Genomic DNA, 21,665 nt, shown 5'->3' on the forward strand with positions numbered 1-21,665 from the left:
CCGCGCCGGAGCCGCACGCCGGGAGATGCGCCACATCCGTGCGGAGGCCCGCCCTCGCGCGGGGCCGGGCACCCGGAAGATCACCGAGTCGTGCGGCCCACCGGCCGCACCACGCCCCGGAGAGCGCGCACGAGGCCCCGCTCCCGGATCGCCGACGGCCAGACACGGCGGAGGCTCCCGCCGGACACCACGGGTGTCCCCGGATGGTGCTGCGGACGGGATACGCGACGGCACGGCCCCGGCCTCACCGCGCGCAGGCCGTCGGACGAGGTGGTCCGCACCGTGAGGGGCTGAGGCCGCCTGGAGGGGCGGCGGTCCGGCCTCCCGTGCCCCCGCTCCGGTCAGAACACGACCAGCGCGCGTCCTCCCTTGCCCGCGATCATGTTCTCGAAGGCCGCCGGGATGCCGTCCAGCGAGATCCGTTCCGTCACCAGCATGGAGAGGTCGAACCGTCCGGCGCGGATGTGCTCGGCGAGCACCGGCAGGTCGCGTGCGGGGTCGCTGTTGCCGTAGACGCAGCCGGTGAGCGAGCGGCCCCAGTGGAAGATTTCCAGGGCGTTGAAGGTCACCTGCTGGTCCTTGCCGCCGATGCCGACGACCGTGGTGCGGCCGCCTCGGCGGGTCGACTCCCAGGCGCCGCGGATCGTGGCGGGGCGGCCCACGCACTCCACGGCGACGTCCGCGCCCTGGCCGCCGGTGAGCTTGCGGATCGCGCGCGGTGTGGTGTCGGAGGCGACGACGTAGTCGGTGGCACCGGCCCGGCGTGCGAGTTCCTCCTTCTCCGGTGACACGTCCACGGCGATGATCTTCGACGCTCCGGCGATGCGGGCGGCCTGCAGGACGGCGAGGCCGACTCCGCCGATCCCGAGGACGACGACGCTCTCGCCCTCGCGGACCCGGGCGGAGTGGTGCACCGCCCCGTATCCGGTCAGGACCGCGCAGCCGAGCAGCGCGGCGTCGGTGAGCGGGACACCGGCCGGGGCGGGCAGTACGCAGTTCGCGGCGACCACGGTCTCCTGCGCGAAGGCGGCGACGTTCAGCCCGGGGTGGAGCTCGGTGCCGTCGGCCGTACGGGCATGGACGGCGGCGGCGCCCTTCAGCGCGTCGGCGCAGAGCCAGACCTCGCCGATCCCGCAGTGGAAGCAGGCTCCGCAGGACGGCGCCCAGTTGAGGACGACCCGGTCACCGGCGGCGACATGGGTGACGCCCTCGCCGACGGCGAGCACCGTGCCCGCTCCCTCATGACCGAGGACGGCGGGGACGGGCAGCCGCATGGTGCCGTTGGACAGGGACAGGTCGGAGTGGCAGACCCCGGCAGCGGCGAGCGTGATGCTCACCTGGCCGGGACCGGGCTCCGGGAGTTCGATGTCGGTGATCTCCAGGGGAGCTCCGACGGCGGGCAGTACGGCGGCGCGGACCACGAACAGACTCCTCGGTGGGTCGGTGGATCGGCGGGGGTCAGAACTGGAGGGACTTGGTCTGGAGGTACTCGGAGAGGCCGTGCGGGCCGAGCTCGCGGCCCACCCCCGACTGCTTGTAACCGCCGAAGGGCGCCAGCGGGTTGAAGCGTCCGCCGTTGATGTCGACCTGGCCGGTGTCCATGCGGCGGGCGAAGGCCACGGCCTCGTCGTCGTCCGCGCCCCAGACGGCGCCGGCCAGCCCGTACACGGTGTCGTTGGCGATCCGCAGGGCGTCGTCCACGTCCTCGTACCGCAGGATCGACAGGACCGGGCCGAAGATCTCCTCCCGCGCGATGGTCATGCCGGGCGTCACGTCGGCGAACACGGTGGGGCTGACGTAGTAGCCCTGGTCCCTGGGCGCCTCGGGGCCTCCCGCGACGAGGCGGGCGCCCTCCTCGATGCCCTTCTCGATGTAACCCCGCACCCGCGCCTGCTGCTTGGCGTTGACGACGGGGCCGACCCGCTCCCCGGGAACGTACTTGGCGACGGCTGTGGCGGCGAGGCTCACCGCCTCCTCGTACCGCTCGGCGTCGACCAGCATCCGGGTCCAGGCGCTGCACGTCTGGCCGGAGTTGGACATCACGTTGGCCACGCCGACGTTGACGGCCCTGGCGAGGTCGGCGCCGGGCAGGATCACGTTGGCGGACTTGCCGCCGAGCTCCAGCGCGACGCGCTTGACCGCCGCTCCGGCGGTGGCGCCGATCTGCTTGCCGACGGCCGTTGATCCGGTGAACGAGACCAGGTCGACGTCCTCGTGCCCGGCGAGCGCCTGGCCGGCGACCGCCCCGATGCCGGTGACGAGGTTGAACACGCCGGCCGGCAGGCCGGCCTCCTGGGTCGCCTCGGCGAAGAGCTGGGCGGTGAGGGGGGTGTCCTCGGCGGGCTTCAGGACGACGGTGCAGCCCGCGGCCAGCGCCGGGGCCACCTTGGCGACGATCTGGTGGAGCGGGTAGTTCCAGGGCGTGATCGCGCCGACGACGCCGACGGGCTCCAGCAGGACGGTGGAGTTGCCGAGTTTCTCCTCGAAGGGGTACGAGGCGGCCAGCTCGGCGTACGAGCCGGCGACCAGCACCGGCACACCCGCGTGCACCGTCTGCGACAACGGCAGCGGTGAGCCGAGCTCGGCGGTGACGGTCTCGGCGATCTCGTCCTTGCGGGCCGCGAGCACGTCACGCAGCGCGCCGATCCGCGCGGCGCGCTCTGCGGGCGGGGTGGCCGCCCAGCCGGGGAAGGCGGCGCGTGCGGCGCGTACCGCGGCGTCGACGTCCTCGGCGGTGCCCGCCGGGACATGGCCGATGACCTGCTCGTCCGCCGGGTTCACGACCGCGATCGTGTCCTGCCCGGAGGCGGGCCGCCATTCCCCGCCGATGTACATCCCGTCATGCGCCTTCATGGCTGCCCCTCCCGGGCTCGCTGTGCCTGCCGCCGAAGCCGTGCGTCGTACGGACGGATGCCGTCCCGGCCCCAAACTAGCGCTGTTAGTTTTCTGGCGCCAGGGAACCACCGGAGACACAGGTCACGCCCCTGCCGGGGCGACAGGGGCCGGACCCGCCGGGGCAGCACCGTCGGGCCGTGTCAGTGCCTGGACTTCCCGCGCCGGTCCGGGTCACGGTGGTCGTGAGGTGGTCCGGTGCGGGGAGCCGGCTCGGCGGAACGGTGGTCCGGGACCGGATCCGCCTCCCCGGTCCGGCCGCCCCGCAGGCCGAGCCCCGCCGCCCCGACGAGCAGGGCGCCGAGCATCACGAACGGCGCGGCCGCGCCCACGGCTCCGGCGATCAGCCCGGCCGAGGCGGGAGCCGCGACCTGGCCGAGCCGGTTACCGGTCAGCCTGAGGGCGAGGGCGGTGGAGCGGGCCGCCGCCGGGGCCGCCTGGACGACGGTGGTCATCGAGAGCGGCTGGCCGGCCCCCAGGCAGAAGCCCAGGACCGCGAGCATCACGGCGAGTCCCCACACCGGGACGGGCAGGGCGACGGCCGCACAGAGGAGGCCGCCGAGCAGACAGGTCGTGGAGAGCAGGGTGGTCCTGCCGACCGTGCGCAGCATCGGTGTCATCACGAGCCTGCAGGCGATGGTCGCGGCGGCGCGCAGGCTGAGCAGCAGGCCGACGGTGGCGGGTGCGATACCGCGGTGCTCACCGACCACCGGCAGATAGGCGGTGAGGATGTCGGTGGCGCTGAGCACGGCGAGGCTGATGAAGATGCCGGCCGGGACCCCTCGGGTGCGCAGGATGCTGCCCACCGGCACTTTCCGGGCCGTCTGCCGGGACGGGCCGGCGGCCCCGCGGTGCTCGATGCGCCACAGCGAGGTGAGGGAGACCGCGGCGACGACCGCCGAGACGAGCAGGGCGAGGGCGCTCGTACGGGCCATCTCGCCGTCCTGCCCGGAGATGAGGCGGCCCGCGGCGATCGGCCCGGCGAGCTGGCCGAGGGAGGCACCGATGGTGAAGTGGCCGAAGTTGCGGTCCTGTTCGGCGGGGGCCGACTGCCGGGCGACGAGCGACTGGGCGCCGATCACGAAGCAGAGGTGGCCGAGCCCCATGACTCCGCTCCACGCGGCCAGTTCCGGGAGGGAACCCGAGGTGCCGCTGAGCGCGCAACCGCCGCCGATCAGGAGGATCCCGACGGGCAGCAGCGGCGCGCAGCGGCCCTGGTCGGTCCGCCGGCCCAGCGGTACGGCGGCGAAGAGCGGCAGGAGCGCGTACACACCGGCGATGACGCCGATCGCACGTTCGTCGGCACCCAGCGAGAGGGCCCGGTAGGAGACGGCGGGCCGCGCCATCGACACCGCCCCCTGCGCGAAGGCGAAGGCGATGACGAGGCGCAGCAGCCAGCCCCTGCCGGACGGTGGTTCCGGAGGCATCAGATGATTCCGAAGAGAATCCCGGCGCCGAGGACCACGAGCGAGGTGAGCACGGCCCACTTGACCGTGAACCTGGTGTGGTCGCCGAACTCGACCTTGGCCATGCCGACCAGGACGTAGACGGCGGGCACGAGCGGGGAGGACATGTGCAGCGGCTGTCCCACGATGGAGGCGCGGGCGACCTCCAGGGGGGAGACGCCGTGGGCGGCGCCGGCCTCGGCGAGCACGGGCAGGACTCCGAAGTAGAAGCCGTCGTTGGACATGAAGTAGGTGAGGGGGAGGCTCAGCACACCGGTGACGACGGCCATGTGGGGGCCCATCGCGTCGGGGATCGCCCCGACGAGCCAGTCCGCCATGTGTTCGACCATACCGGTGCCGGTGAGTACGCCGGTGAAGACGGCGGCGGCGAAGACCATGCCGGAGACGTTGAGCACGTTGTCGGCGTGGGCCGCGATCCTGGCCCGCTGGTCGGGCATGTGGGGGAAGTTGACGGTGAGGGCGAGGGCCGCGCCGAGCAGGAAGAGCACCGGGATCGGCATGAGCTCCAGGATCATCGCGGCCAGCAGGGCGACGGTGAGGCCGGCGTTGAACCAGTAGAGCTTGGGACGGAGCGTGGACCTGTCGGGGTCGAGCCCCTTGAACTCCTCGTCATCGTCCTCGTCGTCGGCTCCGGCGGCGTCCGCACCACCCGTACCACCGGTGACGCCGCTCTTCGGGGCCTTCGTGAGCCGGTCTCCGCCGCCCGTGCCGACGAGGACGGTCTCGGGCTCGGTCACCAGCGCCTCGTCGAGTGTGAGCACGCCGAGCCGCTTACGCTCGCGGCGGCCCAGGACACAGGCGAGGAGGATGACGGCGAGGAGGCCGACGGCGAGGGCCGGGATCATCGGGACGAAGATGTCGGCCGCGTCGACCTTGAGCGCGGTGGCCGCGCGGGCGGTGGGGCCGCCCCAGGGCAGGGTGTTCATGACCCCGTTCGCGGTGGCGGCGACACCGGTCATCACGACCAGGCTCATCTTCAGCCGTTTGTAGAGCGGGTACATCGCCGAGACCGTGATCATGAAGGTGGTGGACCCGTCGCCGTCCAGCGAGACGATCGCGGCGAGGAGCGCCGTGCCGACGACGATCCGCATCGGGTCGGCCTTGCAGAAGCGCAAAATGCCCCGGACGATCGGGTCGAAGAGACCGACGTCGATCATCACGCCGAAGTAGACGATGGCGAACATCAGCATCGCCGCGGTCGGCGCGAGGGTGCCGACCCCCTCGATGACGTAGTCACCGAGCTTCGCGCCCTGTCCGACGAGCACGCAGAACAGGGCGGGAATCAGGACCAGCGCCGCGATCGGCGACATCTTCTTCATCATGATCAGGACCAGGAAGGTCGCGATCATGGCAAAGCCGAGGATTGTCAACATATGGGATACCTAACGTTCACCTTTGAACTTCACCGGTGCGGCGGTCCGGATGACGTTAGGGGCCCTGAAGCAGCGTTAACAAGATGTCGACGTGTGAGCAATACGAGCAAAACCGCAGGTCAGTGAGTTGGCGTGACGGAGACGGGAACAGCGTTGAGCACCGCGGTGCCGGACAGCGGGTCCAGGAGGGTGCCGTCGAGGAGCTGGTTCACGTTGACACCGGGGTCGGCCCCGGCGACCGACATGCGGGTGCCCGGGCGGCTGTGGCCCCATCCGTGCGGAAGGCTCACGACCCCGGTCCGCACCGAGTCGGTGATCTCGACGGGCGCCTCCACCTCGCCGCCCGCCGCGGTGATGCGGGCCGTGTCGCCTTCGGCGAGTCCGATCCGGGCCGCGTCGTCGGGGTGGATCTGCAGGGTGCAGACGTTCGAGCCGCCGCGCAGCGAGGCGACGTTGTGCATCCAGCTGTTGTTGGACCGCAGATGGCGGCGGCCGACGAGGACGAGTCCGTCGGGCCGCGCGCCGAGCGAGGCGCGGAGCCGGGGCAGGTCGGCGGCGATCGGCGCCGGGAACAGCTCGATGCGGCCGCTGCGGGTCTTCAGCACCTGCGGGATGCGCGGCTCCAGCGGGCCGAGGTCGATCCCGTGCGGATGCTCCAGGAGCCGCTCCAGCGTGAGCGCGTAAGGGCCGAGGCGCAGCATCAGATCGAGACGGCGTTCGGCGCCGGTGAGTCCGGTCAGGTCCCCGGCGAGCGACTCGGGGGCCCCGGCCCTGGCGAGCGTCGCGGTGATGACCAGGTCGTCGACGGCCTCGGGGGGCGCACCGTGATTGCCGCCGACGGCGAGGACGAGCCGCGCGAGGATCTCGTTCTCGTCCATCCGCCCCTCCTCCAGCGGCACGGCGGGGCGGCTGTAGCGGACCTGGTTGCGCACGGCGAAGGAGTTGAACGCGAAGTCGAAGTGGGCGCTCTGCGAGGGCGGCGGCGGTGGCAGCACCACGTCCGCGTGGCGCGTGGTCTCGTTGAGGTACGGATCCACACCGACCATGAAGTCGAGGCCGCCGGCGAGTGCCCGGTCGAGGCGGTCCCCGTCGGGGGCGGAGAGCACCGGGTTGCCCGCGATGACGATCAGGGCCCGGATCCGCCCCTCCCCCGGCGTCTCGATCTCCTCGGCGAGCGCGGCGGCGGGCAGTTCTCCCTTGGCCTCGGGGTGTCCGGAGACCCGGCTCCTCCAGCGGCCGAGGGCGAAGCCCTTCCCCGGCGCGGCGGCCCGCGGGGCGCGGGCGGTGGCGGAGAGCGGGAAGAGCGCACCGCCGGGGCGGTCGAGGTTGCCGGTCAGGATGTTGAGCACGTCGACGAGCCAGCTGGCCAGGGTCCCGTGTTCGACGGTGCAGCTGCCGATGCGTCCGTAGACGGCGGCGGCGGGGGCGGCGGCCAGTTCCCGGGCGATGTCCCGGATGGTGCCCGCGTCGAGGTCACAGGCGGCGGCGACCGCCTCGGGAGTGAAGTCCGCGACGGCTTGGGCCAGTTCGTCGTACCCGTCCAGGTGTCCGGCGAGTGCGCCGGGGTCGGTGAGCTTCTCCTCGACGAGGACCTGGGTGAGTGCGGCGAGCAGCAGGGCGTCGGTGCCGGGCCTGATGGCGGCGTGCCGGTCGGCCAGGCGCGCGGTGCGGGTACGGCGCGGGTCGATGACGGTGAGCGTGCCGCCCCGCCGGCGGAGTGCCTTGAGCTTGCCCGGGAAGTCGGGGGCGGTGCAGAGGCTGCCGTTGGACTCCAGCGGGTTGGCGCCGATCAGCAGCAGATGTGCGGTGCGGTCGAGGTCGGGTACGGGAATGGCGTGGGCGTCGCCGAAGAGCAGTCCGCTGGAGACGTGTTTGGGCATCTGGTCCAGGGTGCTGGCGGTGAAGACGTTGCGGGTGCCGAGCGCGGACAGCAGCAGCGGCGGGTAGAGCCCACCCGCCGTCGTGTGCACGTTCGGGTTGCCGAGGAAGACCCCGACGGCCTGCTCGCCGTGTTCCTCGACCAGAGCCGGGATCTTCGCGGCGATCACGTCGAACGCCTCGCTCCAGGTCGCCTCGCGCAGCACGCCGTCCCTGCGGACGAGGGGGGCGCGCAGCCGGTCGGGGTCGGCGTCGAGGCCTCCGAAGGAGGCGCCCTTGGGGCAGATGAAGCCCTGGCTGAAGACGTCCTCGCGGTCGCCCCGGGCACCGGTGACCGTGGTCCCCTCGATGGTGAGGGTGAGTCCGCAGGTGGCTTCGCAGAGCGGGCAGATGCGCAGGGCGGTACGGGTTTCGTGGGACATGGGCCCTCCCCGGGGCGGCAGCGGTGGCGCGGGCACGGTCCGGTGCCCCACAGCGTGTTCGGCGGGTGCGGGCTCCCGGCGGACCGAGCATACCGACCGGTACGGATGGTGGCGAGACGCTGGAGCCACCGGTTGTCCCGCCGTCCGGGGTGACCGCGTGAGGACCGCTTGTCCGAGTTATTCGAGTACGCGCGCGAGGTAGGCCTGGAGCAGGAGCCTGGTCTCCGCTATCAGGTCCGGGTCGCCCGCCGGGTCGGCGCGGAAGGCGAGCTGGAGCAGGGCGTCGGCGGCCTGCACGCAGACCAGGACCGTGCGGAGCAGAACGGCATCGGAGACCGCCCCGTCACGCCCCCGGCCGAGATGGCCGGAGACCAGCTCCGCCAGGCGCCCCGCCACGAGCCGGTTCACGTCCGCGTCGAGCGGGCCGGCGACGGGCACGGGAGGGCCGAAGTCGACGAGGGCGAAGCCGGGGACGGAGCGCTTCATCGCCAGGTACTCGTCGAGCACCGCGTCGATGGCCGCACGCCACTCCCGCTCCGGTATCGGTTCGAGCCTGGCGACGACCCGCTGGGCGTAGACCTCCAGATTGCGTTCGGCCAGGGCGTCGACCAGTGCCCTCTTGTTGGGGAAGAAGCGGTAGACGGAGCCGATGGGCACGCCGGCCCGGTCGGCCACCGCCCGGGTGGAGAGCTGTTCGTAACCGGTCTCGTCGAGCAGCGCGGCGCCGGCGTCGAGGATGCGGGCGAGACGGTCGGCGCTGCGCTGCTGCACGGGGACGCGTCGGAGGTTCGTATGAGCGTGGGACACGGCTCCATGATGCCTGCATGCCGTTGACGGGCCACGTTTCGATTCCTACGGTGATGCATAGGATTCCTCGTCAGGGGGTCCATGGGATTCCTCATCCACCGGGAGCACATGATGAGCGGCATCGAACAGGCGAGGAAAGCGGCGGAGGATCTCGGTCACAGCTCCGGCTTCGGCAACGAGCACAGCTCGGAAGCTGTCCCCGGCGCCCTGCCGCACGGCCGCAATTCGCCCCAGCGCGCCCCCCTCGGGCTGTACGCGGAGCAGCTCAGCGGTTCCGCCTTCACCGAGCCCCGGGCCCGCAACCGCCGGTCCTGGCTCTACCGGATCCGGCCCTCGGCCGCCCACCCCGCCTTCGTCCGCATCGACAACGGCGCCCTGCGCACCGCCCCTTTCACCGAGACCGTCCCCGACCCCAACCGGCTCCGCTGGGACCCGCTCCCCGATCCCGGCCCCGGCACCGATTTCCTGGACGGCCTGTGGACGCTGGGGGGCAACGGGGACGCCACGCAGCGCACCGGTATGGCCGTGCATCTGTACAGCGCGAACTCCTCCATGACGGACCGGGTGTTCAGCGACTCCGACGGCGAGCTCCTGATCGTCCCCGAGCGCGGCGGCCTGCTGTTCCGCACCGAACTGGGCCTGCTGGCGGCCGGACCGGGCCAGGTCGCGCTGATCCCGCGGGGCATCCGCTTCCGTGTCGAACTGCTGGACCCCGCGGCCCGGGGATACGTCTGCGAGAACTACGGCCAGCCCTTCGTCCTGCCCGACCTGGGTCCGATCGGCGCCAACGGCCTGGCGAACGCCCGTGACTTCCTGGCACCGGTAGCCGCGTTCGAGGACCACGAGGGCCCGGTCGAGGTGGTCAACAAGTTCTGCGGGAACCTCTGGTCGGCGACGTACGGACACTCGCCGCTCGACGTGGTCGCCTGGCACGGCAACCACACGCCGTACGTCTACGACCTGCGCCGCTTCAACGTCCTCGGCACGATCAGCTACGACCACCCGGACCCGTCGATCTTCACCGTGCTGACCTCGCCGTCCGACACCCCGGGGCTCGCGGGCGTCGACTTCGTCGTCTTCGCCCCGCGCTGGCTGGTCGGCGAGGACACCTTCCGCCCGCCGTACTTCCACCGCAACGTGATGAGTGAGTACATGGGCCTGATCGAGGGCGCCTACGACGCCAAGGCGGGCGGATTCGTGCCGGGCGGCGGCTCGCTGCACAACATGATGTCGGCACACGGGCCGGACCGTGAGACCTTCGACCGGGCGAGCGCGGCGGAGCTGGAACCGCAGAAGATCGACGACGGCCTGGCGTTCATGTTCGAGACCCGCTGGCCGGTCACGACGACCGCGCAGGCCGCGGGCGCGGACCGTCTCCAGCGCGGGTACGACGACGTGTGGCAGGGTCTGAGCCGCAACTTCCGGCCGTGAGACCCCTCCGCCGGCCGCGCCGCAGAGAGATCGGGTGAATCCGTTGAATCAGGTGAACGAGGCGGACCGGACGCCCGGGTTCGCCCCCGACTCCGTGGTGCTGAACCGGAAGCTGCCCCTGTGGTACCAGGTCTCGCAGTCCCTGCGTGCCTCCATACTGGGCCGCCCCCGGGACGCCCCGGCACGGCTGCCCACCGAGGAACAGCTCGCCGTGCACTACGGCGTCAGCGTCCTCACCATGCGCCAGGCCCTCAAGGAGCTGGAGAGCGAAGGGCTGATCAGCAGGCACCGGCGGCGCGGCACGTTCATCGAGCCGCGCGCCCGGCGGGTGTCGCCGGTCCGGCTGCTCGGCTCGATCGACGCGATCGTCGCCCAGCAGTCGGGCGAGCGGACGACCGTGCTCGGCCACGGCCGGGCGCCGGTCCCCGGTGACCTCGCGGAGTTCTTCCCGGACTGCTCCGAAGTGGTCGGCTACCGGCGGCTGCGCTGCGACGAAGGGACGGGCGAGCCCACCAACTGGGCGGAGAACGCGGTCCGTCCGGAGATCGCGGCCCGCCTCGACGTGGCCGATCTGGAGCGCTGGCCGATGACCAAGGTCCTGCGTGACGCGGTCGGCGTACGGATCTCCCGGATCACGGACACCGTCGAGGCGCGCCTCGCCGACCCCGGCACGGCCGAGCTGCTCCAGGTCCCGCTGCTCAGCCCGATCCTGCACTACACCGGCGTGACCTACGACGAGGACGGCACGGTGGTCGACGTGGCGCGCATCCGCTACCGGGGAGACCGCTTCTCCTTCTCCGTGACCGTCGACGCGCACTGACCGCGGAACCGGTGACGGGCGGGTCGTTACGATGCCGGGAGCGGCGGACGTGGCGACGGGGAGGACGACACGGTGGCAGCACGGGTGGCGGCCGGAGCCGGCGGGAGTGGCGAGCTCCCGCTGCTGGACGACCTCATGCCCTGGTCGGTGCGGCCCCTGCGCACGGGGCGCCCCTGGGTGAGGGCCCCCGACGCCTCCTCGCTCCGGGCCCGGTGGGACCTTCTGGTACGGGCCGAAGGCGCCGAGCAGGCACGGCTGTTCCACCCCAGCCGCTCCCGTACGCCGCTCACTCCTGCCGCCGCGCTGCCGGGCAGGTCCACCGGAACGAGCGCGTTCGCCCGGGACCCGGGCCCGTACCCCGAACCGGTCCGCATCCTGCACGGCCCCTTCGACGCGCAGTGGCTGATCCCTGACCACCGGCTGCTCGACGCGGCCCGCCCGGAGCTGTGGCGGGTCGCCGACGGACACCAGCTCTTCGCCGTCGAACACGGATACGTACCCCAGGACGGCGGCCCCGCCCTGTCCGCGACCGCACTGCTGCCCGACGGGCACTCCCCCGCCGGGCGGCCCGGCCGGATACGGCCGCTCTACCGGCGGCCGGGCGGACAGGAGCCCAATCTCGCACCGGGTCTGGCCGCCGCGCTGACCGCCCGGTACGGGACGCGGGTCACCGCCGGCTCCGTCCTCGCCTGGGCTCTCGCCGCCGCCTCCCCCTCCCCCGCCGGGCCACTCGTCCCGCTGCCCGCCGACGGCTCCGTGTGGACGCAGGGCGTGGAGTTGGGCCGGGAGCTGCTGCGGGTCCAGCTGCGCGGGGCACGCGGCGGGGAGCGCCCGCGCCTGCCCGGCGGCCGCCGCCCGTATGTGCGCGCCGCGATCCCGCCCCGGCCGGACAGCCTGCGTTATGACGCCGACGAGGAGGCGGTCGCTCTCGGCGAGGGACGCGTTGCTCCCGTTCCCGCCGGAGCCTGGGACTTCCGGGTCAGCGGGGTACGGATGCTGGAGCTCTGGTTCGAGCGCCGCACTGCGACGGCGGAGGGGCTGGCGGCGGTCGGGCCGCACGGCTGGCCGCAGGAGCGGACATCGGAGCTGCTGGAACTGATCACCGTCCTGGCGTTGCTCGCCGGACTGCGGACCCGGCAGCAGGCGCTGCGGAAGAGGCTGGAGCAGGTGGGCACTCTGACCCGGCACGGACTGCGCGCGGCCGGGGTGCTGCCCGTGCCCGCGTCGGCCCGGCTTCCCGCGTCCGTGCTGGATCACCAGGAGGAAGGCCCGGAGGGACAGTTCGCGCTGCTGTGAGGCGGGGGCCGGCACGCGGTCAACGGCGTGGGGAGGAAGCCCGGTGGGTGAGCGGGGCGCCGATGGGTGCCGTACCGGCGCTGGGGAACACACCGACGCAACGCTGCCGGCCCCGGGGATGACGGACGGGCGGACAGCAGCACTGCGCCGGACGGAGTGATCGTGGCGCGGCCCTGAGCGGAGGGCCGGACCGGTCGTGACAGCCGTCGGTCAGCGGCGGCTACCGAAGAGCGAGCGCCGCAGTCGCCGCAGGGGGGCGAAGAGCGAGACACGCGCGCTCCTGCTCCTGCGGGTGTGCGCGGCGTCGCGCGAGGTGAGCTCGAGCATCAGCAGCGTCGCTTCCGCCGACTCACGCTGCGGAACGGCGGGACCGCCCAGCACTGCGAGATGGCGGTCGAGGCGCGAACTGGTCGCTCCGCTCCCACATGTAATGGCAGGCACACGCGGCCTGCTGCGCACCGTTATCTGTTCCATGTCACTCCCCACCCGTACGAGGGCACCCGGCCCGGGCAGGTTAACCCTATCGTCCCGCGGTCACACTCGTGTATCCCGGCCGCAGGATTGCACACCTGTACACGGGTGTTGACGTGCCGTTACCGGATTTTTCCGGTTCCCTGGAGGGGTGAGCCGGCCCGGGGGGCCCGTGCGCACCGCGCACCGCTGCCGAGGGAGGCACCGGCGAGAGGGGCGCGGCACGCACGTCGGTGGACGTGCCGACGGGTGCGGGGAGACCCGCCGCGGGGCGTACGCCCCGTGGATCTCGTGGATCTCTCGTGACGCGCGGGAAGGGGGTCCCGCAGGACGGGACCCCCTTCCGGTGGACGGCTGGGCCGGCGAACCGCGCCGGAGCGGCGCGGCTCGGTCAGACCTTCGAACTGAGGACGGGCAGATAGCCGCCGGACTGCCCGGCGACGTTCGGGTGGTACGACTCGCCGATGTTCAGCCAGTTCACGCTGTGCAGCCAGGCACTCCCCGAACAGATCTCGTGTCCGGTGAAGGCCGGGGCGACGTCACCGAAGGTGAAGCCGTGATCGGCCGCACGCTTGGCGGTGGCGGCGTTGAGGTGGTCGGCGGCGCCGTTGATGGCGGAGCGTTCCTTCTCGCTCAGGCCGGCGAGACAGCCGCCGCCGAGCTTGTAGAAGCGGGGGTAACCGAGGACGACGACGTGGGCCGAGGGTGCTTTGGCACTGATCGCCGCGTACACGGAATCCAGTCTGCCGGGCAGGGTCGAGTCGACGTAGGCGCGGGCGGTGGTGATCCGGTTCAGACAGGTGGCCTCGGACTGCAGGACACAGGTGGTCATGACATCGGCGAAGCCGGCGTCGTTACCCCCGACGGAGATCGAGACGAGGTCGGTCGCGGAGCTGAGAGGGCCGAGCTGACCGGCTGTGACGTCCCCGGTCCTCGCCCCCGAGCACGCGGTGAAGGCGAACGAGGCGGGATCGTTGGCCGCCTTCCAGAGGGCGGGGTACGCGCGGGTGCTGCGCTTGCAGGCACCGCTCGCACTGTCGTAACTGCCGGCGCCGACTCCCGACGAGTACGAGTCACCCAGGGCGACGTAGTCGACGGCTTCGGCGGCCGGTGCGGATTCCTGGGCCTGGGCGACGCTCGCGCCGGTCAGGGCGAGAACGGTACCGAGCAGGAGAGAGGACGAGAACGCCACGAGTCCGGACATTTTCATGGGACCTCCTTGGGCAGGATCTCTGCCTGCTCCGTGGTAGCAGTACCGAGGGGCATTTCGGAAGTGTGCATGCCAAAAATGACTCGACAGGACGGTTCTGAAGCAGTCTTGACGGCCAGTCATACCGACAACCCGGAATCCGGTGCTCCGGAGGGAAGGAACCGACGCGGACCATCGATCACGGGGCGGGGACGGCCGCGGTGGGCCGGGAGCTCAGGAGCTCACCCAGGGGTTCGCCGTCGTGCGCGGCGCACGACGGGTGCGCCGCGGGCCCGGCGGGCCCTGACCGGCCACCGGGCCGGCCCCGGTGGCCGGGCGGATGCCCCGGCCGCGCCGCCCGGAGGCAGCCGATGAAACCCGGGTGCGTGTGACGCCGCCGTGCCGGATCATGGGCGCATGTCTGCCAACCCCGAGTCCGCCCTGCCGATCCGGCTCAATGTCGACGACAGCGATTCGCCGTCCGACGTCGTGGACGCGCTGTTCCTGGGCCGCTTCGCGACGGGCGAGCAGCCGTACTCGCGCAGTTCCTCCCTCGACCGGGTCAAGTCGGGGGCTTCCCTGCTGCCCCCGGCGGCCAAGGTGCTGAGGGCCGCCGGCGACGACGACCGCAGCGCGACCCTCGCCGAGGGTGACGGATGGACGCTGCTGGTCTCACGGTGGAACCGGGGCGCCGACGTCACGGTCACCGCCACCACGGCCGAGCTGGCCCAGAAGATCCTGTCCGAGGCGACCGACGGGACCCAGGACGAACCGGAGCCGCAGCCGGAGAACGTGACCATGGGCTTCTGGTACGTCTCCCCCCGCCGCGGCCCGCACCGCACCACCCGGCGGATCTCCGCGGGCACCTGGGACGAGGTCCGGTCCAACTACACGGCCCCGGTGGCCGGTGCGATGGACCGGTTGATGAAGGTCACCCCCGACGACATCTCCGGCCGGCTGCTCCTGCTGCACGGCCCCCCGGGCACCGGCAAGACGTCCGCGCTGCGCACCCTCGCCCGGTCCTGGCGCGACTGGTGCCAGGTCGACTGCGTACTGGATCCGGAGCGGCTCTTCAACGACGTCGGCTACCTGATGGACATCGCCATCGGTGAGGACGACGATTCGGCGAAGGGGCGCTGGCGGCTGCTGCTGCTGGAGGACTGCGACGAGCTGATCCGCGGTGAGGCGAAGCACACGGCGGGCCAGGCGCTGTCCCGGCTCCTCAATCTGACGGACGGTCTGCTGGGCCAGGGCCGCAATGTACTGGTGGGGGTGACGACCAACGAGGACCTGGAGCGGCTGCACCCGGCGGTCGTCAGGCCGGGCCGCTGTCTGGCGCGCATCGAGGTGGGCCCGCTGACCCGTGCGGAGTCGGTGTCCTGGCTGGGCACGGAGGAAGGGCTCGGCCGCGAGGGCGCGACCCTCGCCGAGCTGTACGCCCTGCGGCGCGGTGGCGGCCCCGCGTCCGTGCCGGAGCAGGACGCGGGGGCCGACGCGGGGCTGTATCTCTGAGCCGGCACCTGCCCGGCCCCATGACCGCCGGCCCGGGGCCCGAGACCGCCCGGCCCGGGCCCGCTCCGGCCCTCGTCGGCGGACCGGGCCTCGCGCTAACGCGCGTACACCGCCCGCACCGCGTCCTCGGCCAGGGCCAGCGCGTCGGCCCGGGACACGCCGAGGCGCCGGGTGTGCTCGGCGTACTCCTGGGCAGCGCTCGCGGCGTGGCGGGCCGCCGCGTCACCCGCTGCGGCGACGAACGTGCCGTTACGCCCCCGGGTCTCGATCACCCCGTCGGTCTCCAGCGCACGGTAGGCCTTGGCGACGGTGTTGGCGGCGAGGCCCAGCTCCCCGGCGAGGCCGCGTACGGTCGGGAGCCGGTAGCCGGCGGGCAGGGCGCCGGAACGGGCCTGTTCGGACAGCTGGGCACGCAGCTGCTCGTACGGGGCGGTGGCGGAGTCCGGGTCAACGGCGATCTTCAGGGTCACACGCCGATTCTCTCCCACCGGGGGCCCCGTCCCCGGCCCGCCGCCGGAAATTCGGAGGCGGCCCGCCGGTGTGCCGCGTTACCGTCCGCGCATGACGGTACTCGTGCGTGACTTCCGGCCTGGCGACGCGGAGGCCTGGGTACGGGTGCGGCGTGCCGCACTCCCGTACATGGTGACGACTCCCGAACAGGTCCTGAGCGACCTGGCCGACGCCCATCCCGCCCGGCGGTACCGGCTGCTGGTCGCCGAGGAGGACGGCGAGGTCATCGGGACCGCGCAGGTGGGCATCTCCCACGAGAATCCGAAGCCGGGCCAGGGGTTCTGCAACCCGTACGTACATCCGGACAGGAGGGGGCGTGGCGCGGGCTCGCTGCTGATGCGGGCCGGCGAGGAGCATCTGGCCGGTGCCGGGGCGACGGCCGTCTACACCTGGGTGCTCGACGAGCCGGCCGATCGCGCGTTCGCCGGCAAACGCGGTTATACGGCGCGCCGGCCGGCCCATTTCCTCCACCTCGGCCTGACGGACGGCTCCCTGCCGCCGCTGCGGGAACTCCCGTCCGGGGTCGGACTGCTCACCGCGGCCGACTTCGAGGACGATCCGCGCCCGCTGTTCGAGGCGGACGCGGAGACGACCGCGGACGAGCCGAGCGACACCCCGGTGGAGTTCTCCGACTACGAGAACTGGCTGGCCACGACCTGGCGGCGGCCCGGCTTCGATCACGCCCTCACCACGGTCGTGACGGTGGACGGAAAGGTCGCGGCGTTCAGCGCGGCGGAGACCGACGGACTGACCCGCTACTGGTCGGCCATGACCGGCACCCTGCGGGCCTTCCGTGGCAAGGGGCTGGCGAAGCTCGCCAAGAACGACTCCCTGCACCGGGCGCGGGCCGCCGGGTACACGGACGCCTACACCGGGAACGACGCCGGCAACGGCCCGATGCTGGCGGTCAACCGCTGGTTCGGCTACGACATCTGCGCCACGGAGGTGCGTCATGTCCGCGAGATCGGCTGATGCGGGGACCACGCTGACGGTGGCCCTGGTCAAGGCGGGCCGCACGAAGATCCGTTACCCCGCCGAGCCGGTCGGCGACGACGGGACCCGCATCACCGTCCGGGCCCCGTGGGCCGCCCCGGGGGTCCGGGACTTCGGCTTCGTACGGTTCGAACCGGGCGATGTCTTCACCGAGCACTACTGGCGTGACCGGTGGTACGCGGTGAAGGAGGTCCGCACCGGAGACGGCCGGCTGAAGGGCTGGTACTGCGACATCACCCGGCCGGCCGTGCTGCGGGGCGACGAGCTGCTGGTGGAGGACCTGGACCTGGATCTGTGGGTGTCGGCGGACGGCTCGTCCGTACTGCGGCTGGACGAGGACGAGTTCGAGGAGAGCGACCTCGCCGGGCGTGACTCGTCGGCGGCGAAGGCGGCGGTCCGCGCCCTGGACGAGCTGGAGCGTCTGGCCCGCACCGGGGGCCTGGCGGGATTGACCGGGTGAGGAGGGCCTGCGCGTCACGCGGCGCGCGGGGCGCCCAGGATGCCGGTCATCACCGCGTGGGCCGGCTCACCGCCGAGGAGCCGGCCGAGCTCCTGGACGTCGTGCAGCCGTTGTGACGGGGTGAGCGAGACGTAGTGCTCGATACGTTCGTTGAACGTCCGCCGGTATCTGGCGTAGAGCCCGTCGTCCTCCCGGATACGGCCGGCCAGTCCGACGAGCGACGCCGTTCCGGCGAAGTCGTCCTCCGGCAGCGTATGGTCCGGCACCACGTCCGTGAACCGGCCCCCGCTCCGCCCGAACCCCGTGCCGTCCAGGGCGCGCATGGTGAACACATGGGCGTAGTGCTGCTCATGGATCGCCATGGGCAGCCGCCCGAGGGCGATCGCTTCGTGGAGTGCCGTGAGGCCGGGAGCCATCAGGTGGTCCGGGGTGCTCGCCACCACCCGGTGCAGCTCGCGCTGGCGCAGAAGACGGCAGTCGGCCGTGCCGCCGGCGGCCGAGACCGTCCGCTCCCGGCCCTCACCGAACGGACCTCCGCAGACGAGGACGCGACGGAACCGGGGCCAGTCGCGGAGCAGGTCCGGAAGCCACCGGTGGAGCAGACGCATGTAGTCGTCGTTGACGTCGAAGTCCAGGAGGAAGTTCTTGAACCCCCCGACGTCGATGAGCAGGTCGTGTTCCGGTCCCGTGGCGGGCGCGGCGCTCCGCAGCCCTTCGACGTCGACGATCGGGCCCGTCCGGTGCATCCGGAGGCCGCTGTCCAGAGCGGCGAACTCCGCCGCGCGCTCGGCGACGCCGGGGAAGTTCTGGACGACGCTGTGGGTGGCGAGCAGATGGGCCGCGACGACCCTCTCGTGCGGTGAGAGGCCCGTCAGGTGTTCCTCGGCGGCCATGAGGCCGGAGCGTGGCATGGTCACGCAGCGTTCGTGGATCCTGGCCAGCGGTCGTGCGAGCCGCCAGAAGCTGAAGAGGCTGTCCACCATGGTCACCGGCCGCCGGGCCACGACGGACCGGATCACCAGCTCGGCGTCCATGACGGAGATCACGTGATCGCTGCCTCGCAGCAGTTCGCCGGTCATCTCCGCCGCGGCCTCGCCGGTCATGCCTCCGGTGTCGTGGACCGTGTCGAAGGCGTCGGGGTTGCGCCGGGCGAACACAGCGGCGACACCGTCACCGACGAACACCCGCTCGTGGCCGAGGAGCGGCCGGGAGACCGCTACGAGCTCGGAGACGGGGCCGAAACCGCAGTTCTGTGCCCCCATCACGATCCGCATGTCACCACCCTCCCCCGGCCGTCTCCCGGGGGTGGTACGTCTCGCCGGGTGCGGTGGTGAGGACGTCGACGAGCCGCTGCGCGAAGTCGGCGGGATATCTCGCGTATCCGACGTGCCCGCCCGGAAACAGTTCCACCGCACGGCCGAGCCGTTCGGCGAGGGCGAGCACGGGCCGGTGCACGAGGTCCCCGCGTGAGGCGTGGCCGCCGGCCCACACCACCTTGTCCGAGACCTCGGCGAGCGCGGTGAGGTCCGGTACGAAGCGGGTGAACGGCAGGACGAAGTGACTCAGGAAGAAGTCGGTGTTGTTGTGCTCCTCGGGGAGGGCAGGAGCGGGCCGGCCGCCGTGCAGGGCCTGCAGCTTGACGAGGGCCGGCGCCATGCCCTCGCTGCGGTACGTCCGGCAGACGTCGTCGAGGAGCGCCATGTGGAGCCCCGCGTCCGGGAGGATGCCGAGCACGGGTGGTTCGTGGGCGACGGCCAGCCGGATCCTGTCCGGGTGCCGGATCGTGAGTTCCAGTGCGATGAGCCCGCCCGAGCAGCTCCCGAAGACGTGCACGGGCTCGTCGGGAGCGGCGAGGTGCTGGATCAGGCGGTGCGCGTCGTCGGCGTGCTCCTCGACCCTCTGGTCCACCGGGGGGCCGTCGAGCACGCTGCGTGAATTCCCGCGGGGATCGTAGGTGACGACGCGGTGGCCGGCCGCCAGGACCGCGGCCAGGCGCTTGAACACGGTCGCATCGGAGTTCCCTCCTCCGATGAGCAGCAGCAGAGGTCCTTCGCCCCGTACTTCGAAGTAGATCCGCGCGCCCGGAACCGCGAGTGTTCCGCTGGTGGTTGGGTTCATCTCACTCCCGTGCCGAAACCGGTGTGATTCCACAGCGTCACACGGAAATCACGGATGGTGCAGGGCGTGCATGATCCGGTGCCGGCCACTTCGAACGCCTCCCTGGGGGCGTGTGCTTCCTCCTGCTTCCGCGCGCCGGTCTCCCACCACCACGTGCCGGGCATACCGTCCGCATGACGGGCATCGAAGAAGTGCGCAGAATCCTCCGTGACCTGGGAATCGGTGAAGAACTGCAGCACGAGGACGCGCGGTTGCGCGCAGACCTCGCGCTCGACTCCGTCGACCTCACGCAGATCCAGGTGGAGTTGGCCGACCGGTTCGCCACCCGCATCGACCTCTGGACCGAGCACGACTACACCGTGCGACAGCTCGCCGTCGTCCTGGACGGGCGCGAACCGGACGCCGACACCGCCAAGGACGCCCGTGGGGAGTACCGGGACCGCGGCTGGTGGCGCCCGGAGTTCCTGGACGACCTGGTGCTCAGTCCCCGTGTCCACGCGGGTCATCGCGTGGCACTGGCCTGTGCCGGCCGCGCCTTCACCAGGGCCGAGCTCGACGCGGCGGTCTCGGGGTGTGCGGCCCGGCTGGCGCGGTCCGGCATCCGGACCGGCGAAACCGTGCTCGTACAGCTGCCGAACCAGGTCCAGTTCGTCGTACTCGTACTCGCTCTGATCAGGATCGGTGTGCGCCCCGCTCTCGCCCTCCCCGCCCTCCGTGAACACGAACTGGAGGCTGTCGTCACCGCGTTGGCACCGACGGCACTCGCCGTCCCGGCCCGGCACCAGCGCTTCGACCACCTGCGGCTCGCCGAGCGGCTCCGCGCGCGGCACCCGTCCGTGCGGACGCTCCTCGTCTCGGGCCTCCCGGGCCCGGCCGGGGAACACCTGGACCTCGACCGTCTCGTCGAGGCCGGTGAAACACTCCGCGCGCCCGCCGGCCGGTGCCCCTCTGACACCGCCCTCTTCCTGCTGTCGAGCGGAACCACCGGCACACCCAAGCCCATCGCCCGCACCCACGAGGCTCTCGGCCACGTGATCCGCGCCGCGGCGGCGGTCTCGGGCCTGACGCCGGAATCGGTGTTCCTCGCGGTCCTGCCCGTGACCCACGGTTTCGCCTTCTCCGCCCCCGGGATACTCGGCACGCTCGCCCACGGCGGAAAGGTCGTGCTCGGCGCACCGGACGACGTGGCGGCAGCCCTGGCGCTGATCGAGCGTGAACGCGTCACCCATTGCGCGCTCACTCCCGCGCTCGCCCTGCAGTGGCTCACCGCCCGTGCCGCGCACGGCGGCCATGACCTGTCGAGCCTGCGGGTCCTGCAGGTGGGCGGGGCGCGCCTGGACGCGTCCACGGCCGCCCGGCTGGCCGAGGTCTTCGACTGCCGGATCCAGCAGGTGTACGGCATGAGCGAGGGCCAGCTGAACTTCACCCGGCTCGACGACCCGCCCGAGGTCGCGTTCACCACGCAGGGGCGGCCGTCCTCGCCGGGTGACGAGACCCTCGTGGTGGACGGGGAGGGCCGGCGCGTCACCGAGGGCGACCTCGGCGAACTACTGGTCAGGGGCCCGGGGGTCATCACGTGCTACCACGGCGACGCGGGGGCCGCGTCGTTCACCCCCGACGGCTTCTACCGCACCGGCGACCTCGTCCGCCGTCACCCGTCCGGGAACTTCGTGGTCGCCGGGCGCCTGAAGGACGTGATCAACCGCGGAGGGGAGAAGATCGCGGCGGACGAGATGGAGGCACTGGTCCTGACACATCCGGGTGTGCGGGCCGCCGCGGCCGTCGCGATGCCGCATCGTGTGCTGGGCGAGGCCGTCTGCCTGTACGTCGTGGGCGCCGGCGAAGGCGCGCCGTCGCTGCGGGAGATCCGCGGGCACCTGGAGGCCGGCGGGCTGGCCCGGTTCAAGCTGCCGGAGCGTCTCGTCGAGGTTCCGGCGCTCCCGTCGACCGCGGTCGGCAAGACGGACAAGGTACGGCTGCGCGAGGACATCGCCGCCCGGCTGGAGGCCGAGGGCTGACGCATCCGG

General features: G+C 72.3%; 17 protein-coding genes and 1 pseudogene. 7 read left to right on the plus strand and 11 right to left on the minus strand.

Going from position 1 to position 21,665, the window contains the following annotated elements; genetic code table 11:
* Nucleotides 1-341: 341 nt before the first annotated feature.
* The 6 genes from ACF1FZ_RS10175 to ACF1FZ_RS10200 all read right to left on the minus strand — a co-directional run bounded on the left by ACF1FZ_RS10175 (nucleotide 342) and on the right by ACF1FZ_RS10200 (nucleotide 8,838).
* On the minus strand, nucleotides 342-1,421 hold the full coding sequence (locus ACF1FZ_RS10175) for a Zn-dependent alcohol dehydrogenase (protein ID WP_391772889.1): 1,080 nt from the start codon (nucleotides 1,419-1,421) through the stop codon (nucleotides 342-344).
* 37 nt (nucleotides 1,422-1,458) lie between these two features.
* Nucleotides 1,459-2,853, minus strand: coding sequence for an aldehyde dehydrogenase family protein (locus tag ACF1FZ_RS10180; RefSeq protein ID WP_391772890.1), 1,395 nt, complete (start codon nucleotides 2,851-2,853; stop codon nucleotides 1,459-1,461).
* A gap of 182 nt (nucleotides 2,854-3,035) precedes the next feature.
* Complete coding sequence (locus tag ACF1FZ_RS10185; RefSeq protein ID WP_391772891.1) at nucleotides 3,036-4,319, minus strand: MFS transporter; 1,284 nt, start codon at nucleotides 4,317-4,319, stop codon at nucleotides 3,036-3,038.
* Nucleotides 4,319-5,731 carry a CitMHS family transporter gene (locus tag ACF1FZ_RS10190; protein ID WP_391772892.1) on the minus strand — a complete coding sequence of 471 codons (1,413 nt, stop codon included), beginning with the start codon at nucleotides 5,729-5,731 and terminating at the stop codon, nucleotides 4,319-4,321. The genes ACF1FZ_RS10185 and ACF1FZ_RS10190 overlap by 1 nt, the downstream gene beginning before the upstream one ends.
* Before the next feature lie 119 nt (nucleotides 5,732-5,850).
* Nucleotides 5,851-8,031 (minus strand): molybdopterin oxidoreductase family protein, encoded by a 2,181-nt coding sequence (locus ACF1FZ_RS10195; RefSeq protein ID WP_391772893.1) that lies wholly within the window; start codon nucleotides 8,029-8,031, stop codon nucleotides 5,851-5,853.
* 177 nt (nucleotides 8,032-8,208) lie between these two features.
* Nucleotides 8,209-8,838 carry a TetR/AcrR family transcriptional regulator gene (locus tag ACF1FZ_RS10200; protein ID WP_391772894.1) on the minus strand — a complete coding sequence of 210 codons (630 nt, stop codon included), beginning with the start codon at nucleotides 8,836-8,838 and terminating at the stop codon, nucleotides 8,209-8,211.
* A gap of 111 nt (nucleotides 8,839-8,949) precedes the next feature.
* Between ACF1FZ_RS10200 and hmgA the strand changes: the two genes are divergently transcribed.
* The 3 genes from hmgA (at nucleotide 8,950) to ACF1FZ_RS10215 (ending at nucleotide 12,385) form a co-directional block, all read left to right on the plus strand.
* Nucleotides 8,950-10,269: a homogentisate 1,2-dioxygenase gene (gene hmgA / locus ACF1FZ_RS10205; protein WP_391772986.1), complete on the plus strand. Its 1,320-nt coding sequence runs from the start codon at nucleotides 8,950-8,952 to the stop codon at nucleotides 10,267-10,269.
* Between the two features lie 34 nt (nucleotides 10,270-10,303).
* Complete coding sequence (locus tag ACF1FZ_RS10210) at nucleotides 10,304-11,089, plus strand: GntR family transcriptional regulator (protein WP_391772895.1); 786 nt, start codon at nucleotides 10,304-10,306, stop codon at nucleotides 11,087-11,089.
* A 72-nt stretch (nucleotides 11,090-11,161) separates the two neighbouring features.
* Nucleotides 11,162-12,385, plus strand: a complete 1,224-nt coding sequence (locus ACF1FZ_RS10215; RefSeq protein WP_391772896.1) for a type ISP restriction/modification enzyme — start codon at nucleotides 11,162-11,164, stop codon at nucleotides 12,383-12,385.
* Between the two features lie 210 nt (nucleotides 12,386-12,595).
* Here the strand turns inward: ACF1FZ_RS10215 and ACF1FZ_RS10220 are convergent, their stop codons facing one another.
* Nucleotides 12,596-12,859 carry a hypothetical protein gene (locus ACF1FZ_RS10220; RefSeq protein WP_104790182.1) on the minus strand — a complete coding sequence of 88 codons (264 nt, stop codon included), beginning with the start codon at nucleotides 12,857-12,859 and terminating at the stop codon, nucleotides 12,596-12,598.
* A gap of 388 nt (nucleotides 12,860-13,247) precedes the next feature.
* Nucleotides 13,248-14,066 (minus strand): SGNH/GDSL hydrolase family protein, encoded by an 819-nt coding sequence (locus ACF1FZ_RS10225; protein ID WP_391772897.1) that lies wholly within the window; start codon nucleotides 14,064-14,066, stop codon nucleotides 13,248-13,250.
* A gap of 319 nt (nucleotides 14,067-14,385) precedes the next feature.
* Between ACF1FZ_RS10225 and ACF1FZ_RS10230 the strand changes: the two are divergent.
* Nucleotides 14,386-15,557 (plus strand): annotated as a pseudogene (locus ACF1FZ_RS10230) (DUF5925 domain-containing protein).
* Between the two features lie 95 nt (nucleotides 15,558-15,652).
* On the opposite strand, the gene ACF1FZ_RS10235 reads toward ACF1FZ_RS10230, so the two are convergent.
* Nucleotides 15,653-16,027, minus strand: coding sequence for a GntR family transcriptional regulator (locus ACF1FZ_RS10235; RefSeq protein ID WP_391772898.1), 375 nt, complete (start codon nucleotides 16,025-16,027; stop codon nucleotides 15,653-15,655).
* A 91-nt stretch (nucleotides 16,028-16,118) separates the two neighbouring features.
* Here ACF1FZ_RS10235 and ACF1FZ_RS10240 point away from each other — a divergent pair, with 91 nt between their 5' ends.
* Entirely contained in the window at nucleotides 16,119-17,039 is a 921-nt protein-coding gene (locus tag ACF1FZ_RS10240; RefSeq protein WP_391772899.1) for a GNAT family N-acetyltransferase, read from the plus strand.
* On the plus strand, nucleotides 17,020-17,520 hold the full coding sequence (locus ACF1FZ_RS10245; protein ID WP_391772900.1) for a DUF402 domain-containing protein: 501 nt from the start codon (nucleotides 17,020-17,022) through the stop codon (nucleotides 17,518-17,520). The genes ACF1FZ_RS10240 and ACF1FZ_RS10245 overlap by 20 nt, the downstream gene beginning before the upstream one ends.
* A 14-nt stretch (nucleotides 17,521-17,534) precedes the next feature.
* On the opposite strand, the gene ACF1FZ_RS10250 is transcribed toward ACF1FZ_RS10245, so the two are convergent.
* Both ACF1FZ_RS10250 and ACF1FZ_RS10255 read right to left on the minus strand, forming a co-directional pair.
* The gene (locus ACF1FZ_RS10250; protein WP_391772901.1) at nucleotides 17,535-18,794 is read right to left on the minus strand and encodes a hypothetical protein; all 1,260 of its coding nucleotides are present in this window, start codon (nucleotides 18,792-18,794) and stop codon (nucleotides 17,535-17,537) included.
* A gap of 1 nt (nucleotide 18,795) precedes the next feature.
* Entirely contained in the window at nucleotides 18,796-19,638 is an 843-nt protein-coding gene (locus tag ACF1FZ_RS10255) for an alpha/beta fold hydrolase (RefSeq protein ID WP_391772902.1), read from the minus strand.
* Nucleotides 19,639-19,811: 173 nt separating this feature from the next.
* Between ACF1FZ_RS10255 and ACF1FZ_RS10260 the strand changes: the two genes are divergently transcribed.
* Nucleotides 19,812-21,656: an AMP-binding protein gene (locus ACF1FZ_RS10260; RefSeq protein ID WP_391772903.1), complete on the plus strand. Its 1,845-nt coding sequence runs from the start codon at nucleotides 19,812-19,814 to the stop codon at nucleotides 21,654-21,656.
* Nucleotides 21,657-21,665 lie beyond the last annotated feature (9 nt).

Source organism: Streptomyces sp. NPDC014623, from assembly GCF_043088245.1.
Lineage (GTDB): Bacteria > Actinomycetota > Actinomycetes > Streptomycetales > Streptomycetaceae > Streptomyces.